Annotated in this window: 12 protein-coding genes and 1 pseudogene; 6 read left to right on the top strand and 7 right to left on the bottom strand. The window is 57.5% G+C overall.

The genetic code is table 11. From position 1 onward, the window contains the following. Positions 1 to 123: 123 nt before the first annotated feature. The 3 genes from ABZT49_RS03340 to ABZT49_RS03330 all read right to left on the bottom strand — a co-directional run bounded on the left by ABZT49_RS03340 (position 124) and on the right by ABZT49_RS03330 (position 3138). Positions 124 to 1083, bottom strand: coding sequence for an MBL fold metallo-hydrolase (locus tag ABZT49_RS03340; RefSeq protein ID WP_355283003.1), 960 nt, complete (start codon positions 1081 to 1083; stop codon positions 124 to 126). A gap of 151 nt (positions 1084 to 1234) precedes the next feature. Further along, entirely contained in the window at positions 1235 to 2431 is a 1197-nt protein-coding gene (locus ABZT49_RS03335) for an MFS transporter (RefSeq protein ID WP_355283001.1), read from the bottom strand. A 167-nt stretch (positions 2432 to 2598) separates the two neighbouring features. Further along, entirely contained in the window at positions 2599 to 3138 is a 540-nt protein-coding gene (locus ABZT49_RS03330) for a hypothetical protein (protein ID WP_355282999.1), read from the bottom strand. Between the two features lie 274 nt (positions 3139 to 3412). Between ABZT49_RS03330 and ABZT49_RS03325 the strand changes: the two genes are divergently transcribed. From ABZT49_RS03325 to ABZT49_RS03315, 3 genes are all read left to right on the top strand, one after another. Beyond that, complete coding sequence (locus ABZT49_RS03325; RefSeq protein WP_355282996.1) at positions 3413 to 3547, top strand: hypothetical protein; 135 nt, start codon at positions 3413 to 3415, stop codon at positions 3545 to 3547. A 660-nt stretch (positions 3548 to 4207) separates the two neighbouring features. Then, positions 4208 to 5188, top strand: a complete 981-nt coding sequence (locus tag ABZT49_RS03320; RefSeq protein ID WP_355282993.1) for a pentapeptide repeat-containing protein — start codon at positions 4208 to 4210, stop codon at positions 5186 to 5188. Then, entirely contained in the window at positions 5172 to 5906 is a 735-nt protein-coding gene (locus ABZT49_RS03315) for a hypothetical protein (protein WP_355282991.1), read from the top strand. The genes ABZT49_RS03320 and ABZT49_RS03315 overlap by 17 nt, the downstream gene beginning before the upstream one ends. 458 nt (positions 5907 to 6364) lie before the next feature. On the opposite strand, the pseudogene ABZT49_RS03310 reads toward ABZT49_RS03315, so the two are convergent. The 4 genes and pseudogenes from ABZT49_RS03310 to ABZT49_RS03295 form a co-directional block, all read right to left on the bottom strand. Further along, positions 6365 to 6496: pseudogene (locus ABZT49_RS03310) on the bottom strand (flagellar protein); the annotation flags it as partial. Positions 6497 to 6698: 202 nt separating this feature from the next. Beyond that, the gene (locus ABZT49_RS03305) at positions 6699 to 7889 is read right to left on the bottom strand and encodes a 5-methylcytosine restriction system specificity protein McrC (RefSeq protein ID WP_355282988.1); all 1191 of its coding nucleotides are present in this window, start codon (positions 7887 to 7889) and stop codon (positions 6699 to 6701) included. A gap of 125 nt (positions 7890 to 8014) precedes the next feature. After that, on the bottom strand, positions 8015 to 10327 hold the full coding sequence (locus tag ABZT49_RS03300) for an AAA family ATPase (protein ID WP_355282985.1): 2313 nt from the start codon (positions 10325 to 10327) through the stop codon (positions 8015 to 8017). A gap of 205 nt (positions 10328 to 10532) precedes the next feature. Further along, on the bottom strand, positions 10533 to 10826 hold the full coding sequence (locus ABZT49_RS03295; protein ID WP_355282982.1) for a hypothetical protein: 294 nt from the start codon (positions 10824 to 10826) through the stop codon (positions 10533 to 10535). Positions 10827 to 11318: 492 nt separating this feature from the next. On the opposite strand from ABZT49_RS03295, the gene ABZT49_RS03290 reads away from it, so the two are divergent. The 3 genes from ABZT49_RS03290 to ABZT49_RS03280 all read left to right on the top strand — a co-directional run bounded on the left by ABZT49_RS03290 (position 11319) and on the right by ABZT49_RS03280 (position 13184). After that, entirely contained in the window at positions 11319 to 11504 is a 186-nt protein-coding gene (locus tag ABZT49_RS03290) for a hypothetical protein (protein ID WP_355282980.1), read from the top strand. A 614-nt stretch (positions 11505 to 12118) separates the two neighbouring features. After that, positions 12119 to 12700, top strand: a complete 582-nt coding sequence (locus ABZT49_RS03285) for a hypothetical protein (RefSeq protein WP_355282977.1) — start codon at positions 12119 to 12121, stop codon at positions 12698 to 12700. A gap of 61 nt (positions 12701 to 12761) precedes the next feature. Then, positions 12762 to 13184, top strand: a complete 423-nt coding sequence (locus ABZT49_RS03280) for a hypothetical protein (protein ID WP_355282974.1) — start codon at positions 12762 to 12764, stop codon at positions 13182 to 13184. Positions 13185 to 13345 lie beyond the last annotated feature (161 nt).

The following is a 13345-nucleotide window of genomic DNA, read 5'->3' as shown; positions in this document are numbered from 1 at the left end:
GGGTCCTTCTGAAAGGTCGGCGGTGATGGATCCCGGGTTCTCGCCTTCGGCGAGCCCCGGGATGACACGGAGTGTCGTCGGTATCCGTACCGGATGTCCCAGCGCGAACGCTGGAACAGACCCTCACAACTCCATCAGATCGCGCCCGACGACGATCTCGCCCTTGAAGTGCGGCCGCACCGCGTCGAGCCAGACCTCGTCCTTGATGAACGGGTAGCCGCCCGGCACGAAATGCGACAGGACCAGCGTCTTGACGCCGGCCTCGGTCGCAACGCGCCCGACCTCCTCGGTGGTGGTGTGGCTGGCGATCAGGTGCTCGCGCAGGGTCTTGGCGTTCGGCTCGGTGGCGATCAGCTTCTCGAGCTCGGGCAGGTACATGACCTCGTGGACGAGGATGTCGGCCCCCTTGGCCAGCGCGATCAGGTTCGGCGAATAGCGGGTGTCGCCCGAGATCACGATCGAGCGGTCGGGGCAGTCGAAGCGGTAGGCGAAGGCCGGCTCGACCGGCGGGTGCTGGACGAGAGCCGCCGTCACGGTGACGCGCTCGTCGCGCATCACGGCGCCGGGCCCGGTGATCTCGTGCGGCACGATCAGGTCGGCCAGGGGCGGCCGTCCCTCGTCGGCCATCCGGGTCTTGATGTCGTAGTCGTTGAGATCGAGGAACTGGCGCGTCATCCGGGCGAGCGGGGGCGGCCCGTAGGTGTCGACGCGGTGGGCGAGGTCGGTCGCCCAGGCGAGGAGCAGCACGTTGCCGTAATCGGCATTGTGGTCCGAATGCTGGTGGGTGAGGAACACCGAGTCGAGCGAGCCGAGCTTCAGCTTCGCCAGCACCATCTGCCGGCCGGTCCCGTTGCCGGCATCGATGAGGTAGGTGTGCCCGTCGACCACGATGGCCTGGGCCGGCGCGGCGCGATTCGGTTTCGGCGTCGGGCCGCCGGCGGTTCCGAGCAGGATCAGCCGCGAGCGCCGCGCGGCGGGCGCTGGAATCTGCGCCGAGGCGCCGCCGGCCGAGAGGAGTGCGGCCAGGGCCGCGGTGCCGCCGAGGACCGTACGTCGCGTCGGGTGAGGATCGTCTTCGGGCATCGTCTCGTCCCAGGTAGCTTGCTTGCGCTAGCCATCCGCTCGTCCAGGAACGCGCCGGTGCCGTCAAGATGCGTACCGGGTCCCGGGCGCCGGCGCCTCGGTCACGCGCCCTGCGTCGCCGCCCTCCCCCGGACGGCGGTGAACGAGGTTCCTACCCCGCGCGCCGCGGCAGCAGGAACGCCAGCAGGCCGATCGCCGGCAGGTAGGCGCAGAGGCGGAAGACCTCGACGATGCCGAGCCGGTCGGCCAGCAGGCCGAGCCCGCCCGCCGCGAGGCCGCCGAGCCCGAAGGAGAGGCCGTAGAACAGGCCGCCGACCAAGCCGACCCGGTGCGGCACGAGGTCGATCGCGTAGATCAGGATCGACGAGAAGGCGCTCGCCATGACGAAGCTGGTGACGATGCTCAGCACGCCGGTCCAGAACAGGTCCGCGTGCGGCAGCAGGAGCGCGAGCGGCAGCGGGCCGAGGATCGAGATCCAGATCACGCGGTCGCGGCCGATCCGGTCACCCAGCATGCCGCCCAGGATGACGCCGGCCGCCCCGACGACCAGGAAGCCGAACAGCATGAGCTGCGAGGCCTGCACGCCGACCCCGAACCGCTCGATCAGGTAGAACGTGTAGTAGGAGGTGAAGCTCGCCTGGTAGGCGTTCTTCGACATCAGGAGCAGGACCAGGAGCGTCATCGCGAAGGCGACGCGGCCCGCCGGCAATCCCGGCACCCTCGCCTCCACCGGCTTTCCGCCCGCTGCGGCCTGCCGGCGGCGGTCGTTCAGGTGGAGCGACACGGTCCAGGCCATCAGCAGCATCGCGACGATTGCGATGCCGGAGAACCACGACAGGCTCGCCTGCCCGTGCGGGACGACGATGGCCGCGGCCAGCAGCGGTCCGATCGCGTAGCCGACATGGCCGCCGATCTGGAAGACGCCCTGCGCCAGGCCCTGCCGGCCCGCCGCGGCGTGCCGGGCCATCCGGGTGGCCTCCGGGTGGAACACCGCCGACCCCGTCCCGACGAGGGCGGCCGAGGCCAGCACCATCGCGTAGCTCGACGCGAAGGACAGGCCGAGGATCCCGGCCAGCGTCGCTCCCATCCCGGCGACCATCGCGTGCGGCCACGGCCTCCGGTCGGTCACGTAGCCGAGCAGCGGCTGCAGCAGCGAGGACGTGACCTGAAAGGCCAGGGTGATGAGGCCGATCTGCGCGAAGTCGAGGCCGTAGGTCTCCTTCACCAGCGGGTAGATCGCCGGAATCATCGACTGCAACGTGTCGTTCAGCAGATGCGCGACGCTGAGCGCCGCCAGGACCGGCATGGCCGGTCGGGCAGCGGACTGGACGAGGGAGGCGGCGGTCATGGGGGCAGCCTATGGAGCCGGTGCGCATCCCGTCAATCGACGATGCCGCAACGCTGGCGCGCCGGGAATGCCGGTCGATCCGGCACCGCCCGGTGGCGACCGCGCCGGGGCGCGATTCGTTTCATCCTCACGGGACCGGCGGCAGGGCGCCGCCCTGCCCGCTAGCGTCAGTCATCCGCACCGTCGAACAAGAACAGGGTTTCCGGAGGGACCGGGGGGACGATGCGGACCGGCACCGTGGTCCGGCCGAGAACGTCGACCAGGGCCCTGAACTCGTCCCACCCCGAGATCACGTCGTAGGGCCGGGCGGAGCAGGCCTTCGGCCGCATCATCACGACGATCGGCGCGAGTTCCTCCCCCCGCTCGATCGTCGCCGCGAGAGCGTGAACGCGCGGCTCGTCCTCCGGCGGCACGGAATCAGGAACGGCTCCGACGCGCCGCACCTGGCTCGCGGGCAGCTCGGTTTCGGCCTCGTCCTCCGCGCGAAGCACGTGGGCCAGAATCTCCGCCCTGCGGCAGGCCTCCGCCATAACCGTTCCGAACCGTGCGAAGAATGCGGCGGCGACATCCTCTCCCATGACTTCGACGAGGAAAGACGCGGCAATATCGGTCTCCCCTGGTCGTCCGCCTGCTCCCGTGGCTCCGTCCGTCTCGCGGCGATCGAGGCTGATCGGCCCCGAATCCGAGGGCCGCTGAGGCATTTTCATCGCGCTGCTTCCTAAGCCGGCAAGGCATACGAGCACCCCATCCCCCATAATCCCTCGATACGGCCGAGCGCGGTAGCGACCTCAGCGCTGATCGCCCCATCGGCCAAGTCATGGGCAACGCCGAGATCGGCCCTGGTCAGCGCGCCACCCTGCCCCATACACGGCCGGCCTCCCCGCCCACCCGATCGGCGGTGCGCCACCTCGCGCTGTCGTTCCGATTGGAGTAACCTCGTCGCAGTTGCGTCCGTGCAGCCGCTTCTCAGAGGAGCGCTCCATGCCTGAGATCCGCATCGTCGGGACCGAGGACGGCACCTACACGATCTATTGCGGCCGCGAGGTAATTGCCTCGGGCCTCACCCACGGCCAAGCCATCGCCCACTTGATGCATGAGGGTGCGCGGTTGGGCTGAAGACGGGGGCCCGGCAGATGGGCTTGAACGGCATGGCCGTCGTCATGCCGGCAACGGTCGCGCGCTGATCGCCCGTCTTGAATTGCGCGGCTGGTTTCCGGAGGACGAGGCGCGGGACGTGCCGAACCTGCCGGCTCTCTCGCGACGCGCCATTCCGTGTTGCGAGGAGCAGCCCGCGTCGCGCCGTGATCCGCCGTGAAAAGCCCGCACTCGCGCTGCAGGCAATCGCAACACGTTTCGACAGATCAACAGGCACGAAAAAGCCCGCCAGGTCGGTGACCAAGCGGGCTGAACTGGTGGTAGCGGAGGAGGGATTTGAACCCCCGACACAAGGATTATGATCTGAGCTGAAAGCCCCCTACCCTGCTGATCGGACAGAGCTTTTTTCAAGCTGCGCTAGGAGCGCGCTAGATCGCCCCCCAAGGGCTTCAAGGGCGTCGCCGGCCGCTGATCCGCTAAGCAAGCGAAACGCTGCAGTCAGTTACAGGTTGTCATAATGCCGAAGCAGCGTGCGAGAGGCCTCGCGCCTGTTTTTGGGAAACCAATTCCGCTTGGTGCCAAAGTGTGCATACATAGCTGCCACACAGAGGGGCATAAGAACCGTCCTCGCGTCAGTCGCTAAGGCTCTAAGATAGATCAAAACAGACGGACATGTCGCCGATGGATAGAGTACTTGAAATTGCAGCGAAAATCCAAACGCCAATATCTTTGGCGGCGCTTGCAATACTGATTTTACTGATTTTGTTTAAGTACATGCTCGATAAATTGCGCGTATCTTCCGTGATACCTGCTGATACCTTCAAAATATTGATGAGAATGATGACATACGTATTTATAATAGCATTGGTGGGATTGTTCATGGGTGTCGCCGCTTTCATTTTGACTAGCCTTCAAATAAATCAGTCAAAGAATTCGTTTAATAAATATTCTGACCAATTGGAAGATGTGAATATAACTAATAGAACGACTGCGATATCCGAATTAGGCAGATTAGCGCACGAAAATACATCACTCATAATGCCTGCATGCGAGCGTTTAGCAGCCGTAGTGCATGCTAAATACGCTAAAACCGAAATTAATGGCGTTATTCTGCCGTCGCAAGATGTATTACAGGCCATAACCACTATCAGTTCATTATCTAGTTATCCCGACTGCACCGCAAGAAATTTTGACAACGCACTATTTAGCCGACTTGTACTCAAAAATCTAAGCTTCGTTGGTTTTAATTTTACTAAGTCAGTATTGCAAGAAGCTAATTTCTCCGGCTCTAAGCTAAAAAATAGTGACTTTACACGTGCAGATCTGTTTGGCGCTATATTCCGAGCCGCCGATCTTGAAGGTGTAAAATTTAATGGAGCACGTTTAAGCGAAGTCAATTTTGAAAATGCCAATCTAACAAACGCATCAGGTCTATCTGGATCGAATTTGCGAACATCGATTATGGACGGTGCAGTGCTTGCGAACGTTGACTTACGAAAATCACAGCTGCCATCGGACCACATGCGCAGGGCGAAGCTTAGCAAGACCGACTTACGTTCGACTGATCTAAGAAATGTTAAGGGCCTGTGCCTGTCCGAGTTCTTGATGTCGATACATGACGAAACCACCATGGAGCCTGAGTTCGATGACTGCCAAGGCTAGCCGAAGAGATATTATTTGTTTCGCATCATACTTACTTGCCACGTCAAAATTGCACTCGCAGACCGCCGATACTGTCGTAAAAATTTCAGATTGTTATGTAAGTCAAAGTGGAAACGTGAATAGCGGCTTTTTTGTTATAGGAATGTTACAAACCAGAGAATTTGCGCGGCATGCTAGAAATCTTCAAGAACTTCGACTACATCGGCATTACACACGGGAACTGGTAGCAAATTCAACAGACAAGTACAAATTACCTTATGTGGAAGGGCTGATTGATTATATTACCAATCAGCAGGAAATGCGTTTCGCTTGCTGCATTGTAACAATAAAAAGTTGGCCTGATGAACCTGATGCCAGAGACGCAATAACCCTTCAATGCCATAACCGGCTTATATCGCAATTCAACAGCAAGCGTGATGAGATCGTCTCTCTCCATTTCAAAAAATTTACAACAATACGTAATTCAATTGTGATGGAGGCTCTCGGAAATAACGAAATCAGGGTTCGTCGTACCGATTACCACTACCCTGGTGGTAGCGAGATGCTGAACTACTCAGATTTGCTATCCAATATAGTCGGATCTAGTTATCGAAAAATTAAGTCAGGATCTCGCGCATCCGCACTAAAATATCTAAAAGAAAAATTAAATGTTGAAAACTTCGAAGACAAGGCCCTCGTAACGCACCCTGTATTCCGAGTTCGATTTCTCAATCTATAAATCTACTTGCTAAGAAGGTGCCAGCTGCTTCAACCGCGGCGGCGAAGCTGCCTTGTTTCCACAGCCGACACCCGTGTTTTACAATGCACAAAAGCTTATCCATGTCAATCGAGATGAAGCGCCCTTTCTCTATAAAATGTGGTTCGTAGCAGCGTTGTATAATGCATCGCGCCAAATCTGCAGCGATATACCCTTTGAGACTGAAGCTGTCGTGCTGGGCTCATGATGCCCTAGGACCGACGGAGCGGCTCGACAGCATCGTGAGCACCAGGACGCTCCTCGAACGCGCTGCATGGTGCTCTCTGCGCTTCGGCGCGGGCTGCTTCGCCCCAAGCAGGCATAGGGGCGAACTGCCTCCTGGGAGGCCGCTCACTGCGGGCTCTCGACATCTCCGTGCGCCCCATGCTCACGGCAGCAGCGAAGCCCCACAAGGCTTCGCTGCTGCCGCACACATTCGATCAGCGCAGCAGCTGAAGGATGCCCTGGCTGGCCTGGCTCGCCAGCGACAGCGAGGACACGGTGAGAGACTGTCGGGTGGCCAGCGCCTGCGAGTTCGCCGCCTCCTCGTTCATGTCGGCATTCGTGAGGTTGATCAACCGGCGGATCGGCGCCAAGCCCGGCCCCGGCGGCAGCCGACGTACCGGCCGGGTCGGGCCTTAACGCGATGGAGCTGTCGGGCAGGCATCAGGTGCGGGCCGCAGCTGGGGCGGACCTAACACTCCTCCAGGGCGCTATCGTGCGCCGGTCGGCATCTTTGACCTCTCATCCACCTTCCTTCACCAAGTTCGCGTATCAAATAGCTACTCCCGGAGTACCAAGAGCAAGTCTCTTGGCGAGTTCTTCACGATGCTGCAAGTTAGCAGAATTTGGTTTCGTGTCAACCAAATTCGCAAGAAGGTTTAGGTTCACGGGCCGAAGAATAACTCGTGCTAATTTGTTGTCGCCATGCGGATCAAGTAGTGCTACAGCTTGCTCGCGCGCAAGCGTGTCAAGCGCGGGATATAAAATAACTGCCTCTCGCGATACTCCCTTGCAGCTCAACGCGTACAAAGCAAGCTGGTAGAGCATCTCCCGCGGCAATCGCGTTTCCCAAAGATCTCTATATTTGGCGTCGAGGACTGCAACCACATTATTTCCGTCTTTGACTAAGAAATCGGGCCGCGGCGCAGGAGCTCTGCGCCGAAGTGGGTTCATGTTTGTTTCCCAGGCGAACATCCCCTTCAAAACGCGCTCGTTTTCTATGTGCAGAGCTGGCAAATTCTCGGATAGGAACCGAGAGAGGAGTGTCTGGAAAAAGCGGTTCATATCAAAAAGAAAGCCGGGCAATGGGACGAGTGCATCGCCCGTCTCTAATGAGGTCCCTGCGCCTTCCAGCAGTAGACGAGCAATCCGCAAGCATGGATGGTAAGCGCGATGGCGCCGATCCATGATTGCCTCAGTGGCATCTAACGCGGATAACGTGAGTGCGATCCGAGGTGTGACTACTTCCAACGATCGCGCCAGGCGTCCGGCGCGGTGGCGGAGCTTGGGATCAATTGAGAGCTTGCGTCCTAAATCGATGGCGCCCAGCAGTATCACGTTGATCGGGTTCGCCTCTGACCGGGGATGATGAACACAGGGCAACACCGCATGTGCGCGACCTATCACGTTTGCGAGTGCCGCGAAATCGAGGCGGCCCTTTGGGCTGGCGAGGTTCTCGGGGCTCCGGATGTAGTCCCGGTACAAGCCTCGCGCGAACAGTTCTTCTGCTTCGTTAACCAGCTGGCTAATAAGCAATTCACGAATACCACCAAGAATTGCAGCGTGTGTCGTTTTCTCGTGGAGCTGGAGGTCGCGCAGGCCATAGGCATACTGCAACAAGGTAGCAAGAGGCGCCCGTTGTAGCTTCGGTTCGACCGTTATGATGAGATCATCCAGTTCGAGGCGGCCAACCCACGAACTCGTGCGAACAAGTAGCCCTCGCGAAAGCTCGAGGATCTCCAACCTACCACTGCTCGCGAGCGCATCACAGGTCGCGCGCAGGCGATCTGAAATACACCGTCCGGAGAGTTCCGGAATGCCGGGTCCCCGCTCGGACCACTCCGGTACGCGCAGTTCCACGAAGGCCGTCAGGGGGCGTCATCCTGTTCGTCGTCGGGATCGATTTCGGGGGCATCCTCGGCATGAGCGACAGCACCGAGCGTCGTCACGATGTCCGGGAATTGCGCTACTAGAGCAGCGAGCAGATCTTCGACACGACCAGCCAAGAAAAGCTCGGATCGAACTTTCTGGTTCGCGCTGTCAATCAAGCCTTTACCGAGTATGCGTTCAAGCGCTTCGTAATCCTCGTAGCAGTACTCCTCTAGCAGAGGTATGATGTCTTCTGCGATGATGCGAGCGAGCCGTACTGGATCGGAGACCGGCTGTCCCCGATCCATGAGGTAGGCATGGCCGACCTGAAGATTGCGCGCATCGCGTCCGACATGCTCTCGGATGCGCGCATTTAGGTTTCTAAGCCAAGGGCCAAGCGGCACCCCACCGGTCACGGCATCGGCCAGGATCTGAGTGTCTGGAAGGAGTTCAACGAAGCCGAAGCGCCGTCGAAGCGCTGTATCGAGAAGGGCGATCGACCGGTCCGCTGTGTTCATCGTGCCAATAATTCTTACATTGGCAGGAACTGAGAACACCTCCCCCGATACGGGCAGATTAAGCGAGTGGCCACGTTTATCCATCTCAAGCAACGTAATGAGCTCTCCGAAAATCCTCGGTATGTCTCCGCGGTTGATTTCGTCCACAAGTAGATAGAATTCGCGGTCAGGATGTTCGGCAGCCTCCCTACAAAGGCGCTTGAACATTCCATCTCGCCGCTCAAACGAGAGCTGTCCCGATGATCCGGACGTTGGCCGGAACCCCTCTAGAAAATCCTCATAGCCATAGCTTGGATGAAACGTGCATGATCTTACCAGGGCTGGGCCGCCATTTCCTTCTATTTCGGCCTGCTCAGTCTCATTGATAGCATCGTAGTGTGCACCGAAGGCCGCGAGCGCAGCTAGGTCTCTGGCTGCCTTGCGTGCCCAGTACGTCTTTCCCGTTCCCGGCGGCCCGTAGAGTATCGCCTGCCCCTTCCGGTCCAAAATACCCTGAAGGCGCCCGGGCACTCCGTCCAGCCGCACCTTCGATCTGGTCCGCGCGGTCGCAGGAACGACAACTGGCGAGGGCTCGGGCGCAGGATTGAGCAATCGTCCTTCAATCGCGACGCGGTTCTCAGGATCTCGGATGGGGTAAAAAGTGGTCCGTAATCCTTCGTTAGAGTGTGGCAGGCTCCACTCAGCAGCGTCCAGCCATTCAACTGCTCTGCGGTGAGGGGCGGCCCCCAACCCGTGAGGATCGTAGCTGTAGGGCCCGCTTACCTTACCAATACCGAGTACACGTGAGCCGTCCGCAGCCAGCACGATGTCGCCCTCGTCCATGCCGACTAGAAAGCTGAACACCTCTCCAGCTTTGCGCGAAGCAACCTGAGGAGAGGCTGCGTAATACGTCAAAGCACTCATCCTCCGCTTAAGCTCATCCTTGCTCTCGCGTTTCTTTTCTACCCAACTCAAGTCGCCGAGATCCTCCCAACCTATGGCAACGTTGCCCGCATGCCTCATCAGCTCCCAGATGCTCACATCAGCCTGACCGTTTGACGTCACGCGCGTGCCGACACGCCATACGCGCCGAGGCTTTCCGTTAGCTCGGTTCAAGATGGTCCCGAGATGGCTAAGAGGCACTCCCAACTCAGCGGCCATGCTGACGAAGCGTCCGGCGGGTATATATTTGCCTCTGCCACTTGGCGGTATCTGAAGAGTTTTTACAAGGTGAAAATCATGGAATTCGTCTGAATGATAATCGTCTAGTTTCGTATGATGCAGCAGACTTAGGTACTTGTGCCCCCAAGCGCTGTCCTGAACATCAGGCGCGACCTCCTCCATTCTCTTCTGCAAGCCGGCGTAGTCTTCGTCAGAGCCGCCCTCGGAAAAGCTATCCAGGAGGGCCGATGCCGCTACTAGTTGGTCGCGATGCCGTCTCGCGATGCCTATAGCATCCTCAGTCGACAGCTCGATTTGCTTAGCAGCGTGACCTGTCATCCAGACGCCCGTTTCCTTGCGCCTGTAGATCCCAAATTTTAATGCACTACCGCCAGCAATGCTACCAAATACTCCTGGCAAATCTTCGTCGTCTTTAAACTCCAGCCAGTACACAAGACTATCGCGGCTTCCATGGAGGTGCATAGTCTCCAGAAGATTAGGACCGTCGAGTTCTTGTAGCTTTTCTGGTCCAAACCTTTCCCGAAAGAGGGTGTAGCATTCTGCTAGCTTCATCTGCGAAAGAAGCGCACCCTCTTCTTCCAGGGCTTCACGCGCATTTCGGAGCTTTGATCTAACGGGTTCGGCTAATGTCATGGCCACCTTACCGCGACAGGGACACGCCTCAGTTAGCGTTTGGTAGTTGTGTCCGCCGTCGCTTCCTCACTGCATATCATCACAATACCGTAGCCGAGTGACAGGTGCCAGTTTCGGCCCGTCAAGGCATCGTCGTCCGTCCCAACAGGGCCTTCCAGCGCCGTGGCCAGCGCCGGCACGGGATTGCCTCGTGCCGGAGCCTCCCTCAATCCACGACCTTGAGGTCGTTCACATTCACGTCGCCATCCTGAGTGGTGAAGCTCGGCGCCCGGCCGTTCGACTGAGAGACGCCGCTGATGCGGTGGTCTCCGCTATCGTAGGTAGCCAGCTTGCCGTCGGTCTCGACGAGGAGCCGATGCTTATCGGGGAAGAACGCGTAGCGCATGCCGTTCTGGCCACCGCTGGTCGAGGGCTGGCCGAGTTCCTGTGGCCACCAGGGCTCCGAGCCCTTCATCGGCTCCATCGGCTTCATGGGTTCCATGGGCTTCATCGGTTCCATCACACTCGGTCCTCTGGCGGGATGTCTGAAGCCAACGCTACGCTCAAAGTGCCGAAAGGTTTCCCAAAGAACTAGGACGACGAATTCTGCTGTTGAGCTTGTCGTTCGGAGACGTCGAGATAAGCGCGGGGATCGCTGCGGAATTGGGTGAGCTGGGTTCGGACCTGTCTCTGGATGTTGAGGGACCCGCATTAGCGGAGCTGCTCGTTGCAAGCTTAAAGCTACCGTGCTGGGCTCAGGATGCCCCTGAACCAGCGGGGCAGCGCGGGAGCATGCGAGCAGCAGGACGCCCCTCGAACGCGCTGTATGACGCTCCTAACGCGTCAGCGCTGCCTGCCCTTCCCTCAGCGGGGCAGAGGGGCGAACCGGCCCTTGGGATGCTGCTTGCTGAGGGTGCCCTCGATATCTCGGTGCGCCATCGCTCATGGCAGCAGCGAAGCCCGGGAAGGCTCCGCTGCTGACACACGCGAGGATCAGCGCAGCAGCTGAAGGATGCCCTGGCTGGCCTGGCTCGCCAAGGACAGCGACACCATCGCCAACGATTACTGGGGGGCCAATGCCTGCGAGTTCGCCTCCTCCTCCGGCAGCAACGCAAATATTAACGCTGAAAATCGACGTCGCAGGCGTTCTTCTTATCCGGAGGTGACCAGTCATCGTGCGGCAGTGCAAGTGCATTAGCACCGGCCCGGACGATCACAGCGATCCACCTGTGCGAGGGGCATTTCACGTGCAGTCCGCAGGCCACTGCGTCAGTGTAGTACATACGCCAGCCAAGGCAATCGGGTTCATAAGCATAGACATAATATGACCCTTGAGGAACAGGAATTAGGCAGCGAACCTTACCTTTTGGGCCCTTAATATGGCGTGTCGTGCAATATGTCCTTGTCTCATTGGTCGTGTCGCGTGCGCAAACCGTTAGATTTTCTGGTATGTGTTCACCGCCGTAAGCGAGATGCCCCGTGATGGTGCCGTACCCGCTTGGAATGGCAAGCGCCGGGCTCGAAAAGCCCACTAATACGAAAATTACATTCAAAGCTTTTCTTATCATCATGATTACCTTCTCTTCAATGATCGTGAATATGGGACTATAATATTAATAACGTCGCCCATGATGATGGTTTAAAAAGCGGTATTTGCACGTTTCAATCGGTACATATTCATCTCGTGATATAGAATGACATATTTACAAAAACTTTACACTGATTTTATTAATCATGATGCCCATATAGCTATTACATCTGTAAAGATATTACAATATCCTTCAATGCCAATGTTCTGACCGGGGCGTTTTTATGCGTTACAAATGTCTTGCAATCGCTTTATCGATGCTATCATTTTCTCATGGCGACGCCACTGCCCAACAAGCCATGCTAACACACTCCGTTTGGTTTCATCGAGAAGCGGATCGGTATCCGGATAAGCGTATCTACAGGCGGTTTGCAGTCACGCCGACCGGTGATATGCCAAACGTCGAGCTTTATACGTGCCCTAAAGACCCAGAAAATTTCGTGCATGTCAGTTTTGAGATGCGCAAAATTCGCGAACTCACAAACGATTTTGGTACGGATTTTCAGAAAGTAAAGGGACGATTTCTTATAGATGGTAAGCGGGCCTTTTCCATGCACGGAGAACTCATAAAGACAGAAATGTTCTTCGATCGCACGCCTGCAAACATCCAGCAATTCGACAGCGTGGTTGCCGCCAGAGATATAGTCTTTATGTTTGGGAGAAATAGCGCTACTGTGAAATATATAAGATCAGAAGATCTTAGTCAGAAAATACCCAAATTCTTTGCGTCTGCTAAAGTAGGAGCCATGAAGCCGTTTACTCCCGAAGGTATGTATCAGGATTGCATGCGGTATCGCAGCAGTTGATAGAGTTTTTGCATTTTAATGCTTAGAAATTCCTGTGCGAGTAACTATCAAGGGAATTAGAATGAGAAAATCTGCTGCACTTCTGATCTTTACGCTTGCTTTGATCGGGCGGGCTCATGCTAGCTCCTGCGAAGTCGCTGACATTCTATTTGGAAATGTACAACTAGACATAGTTCGTAAATCAAATTATGAAACCGCTATAGTCCGTTCGGACAACTTCAACAATCCAAAAAAGAATTATGGAGCGGTCCTTGGTGAAATTACCGTAGATCGCGGTGGATTTGCCATTCGCGACATCAATCAGGTGGTGGTAGGCGTAATTTCTCCAAAGCTCATCGTTGAGGGGTGGGATGATGTTTGCGACAAGCGCAGTGTTATATCCATCAGCTCAGCCAAACCCGGCGTCTATGTCATTACAAATGGCAGCAGACCGGTCGGAACGATTTTGGGTCGATTTCCAAAAAATGATTTCGGTGTTAAATAGTAAATCGTAATCAACTAGCGGGGCGCAACGTTGGGTTCGGGATGTTTTAGGACCGAAGGGCAGACGCAGCAGCAGCCCAGCTGTCAGCGGGCCTTTGAGGGCGCTGTACAACGCTCCTACCGTATCAGCGTTGACCGGCGCGAGGCATTAGGGCGAACTTT

This window comes from Methylobacterium sp. EM32, from assembly GCF_040593685.1.
In the GTDB taxonomy this organism is placed as follows: Bacteria; Pseudomonadota; Alphaproteobacteria; order Rhizobiales; family Beijerinckiaceae; genus Methylobacterium.
This window is presented reverse-complemented; position numbering and strand designations above follow the sequence as displayed.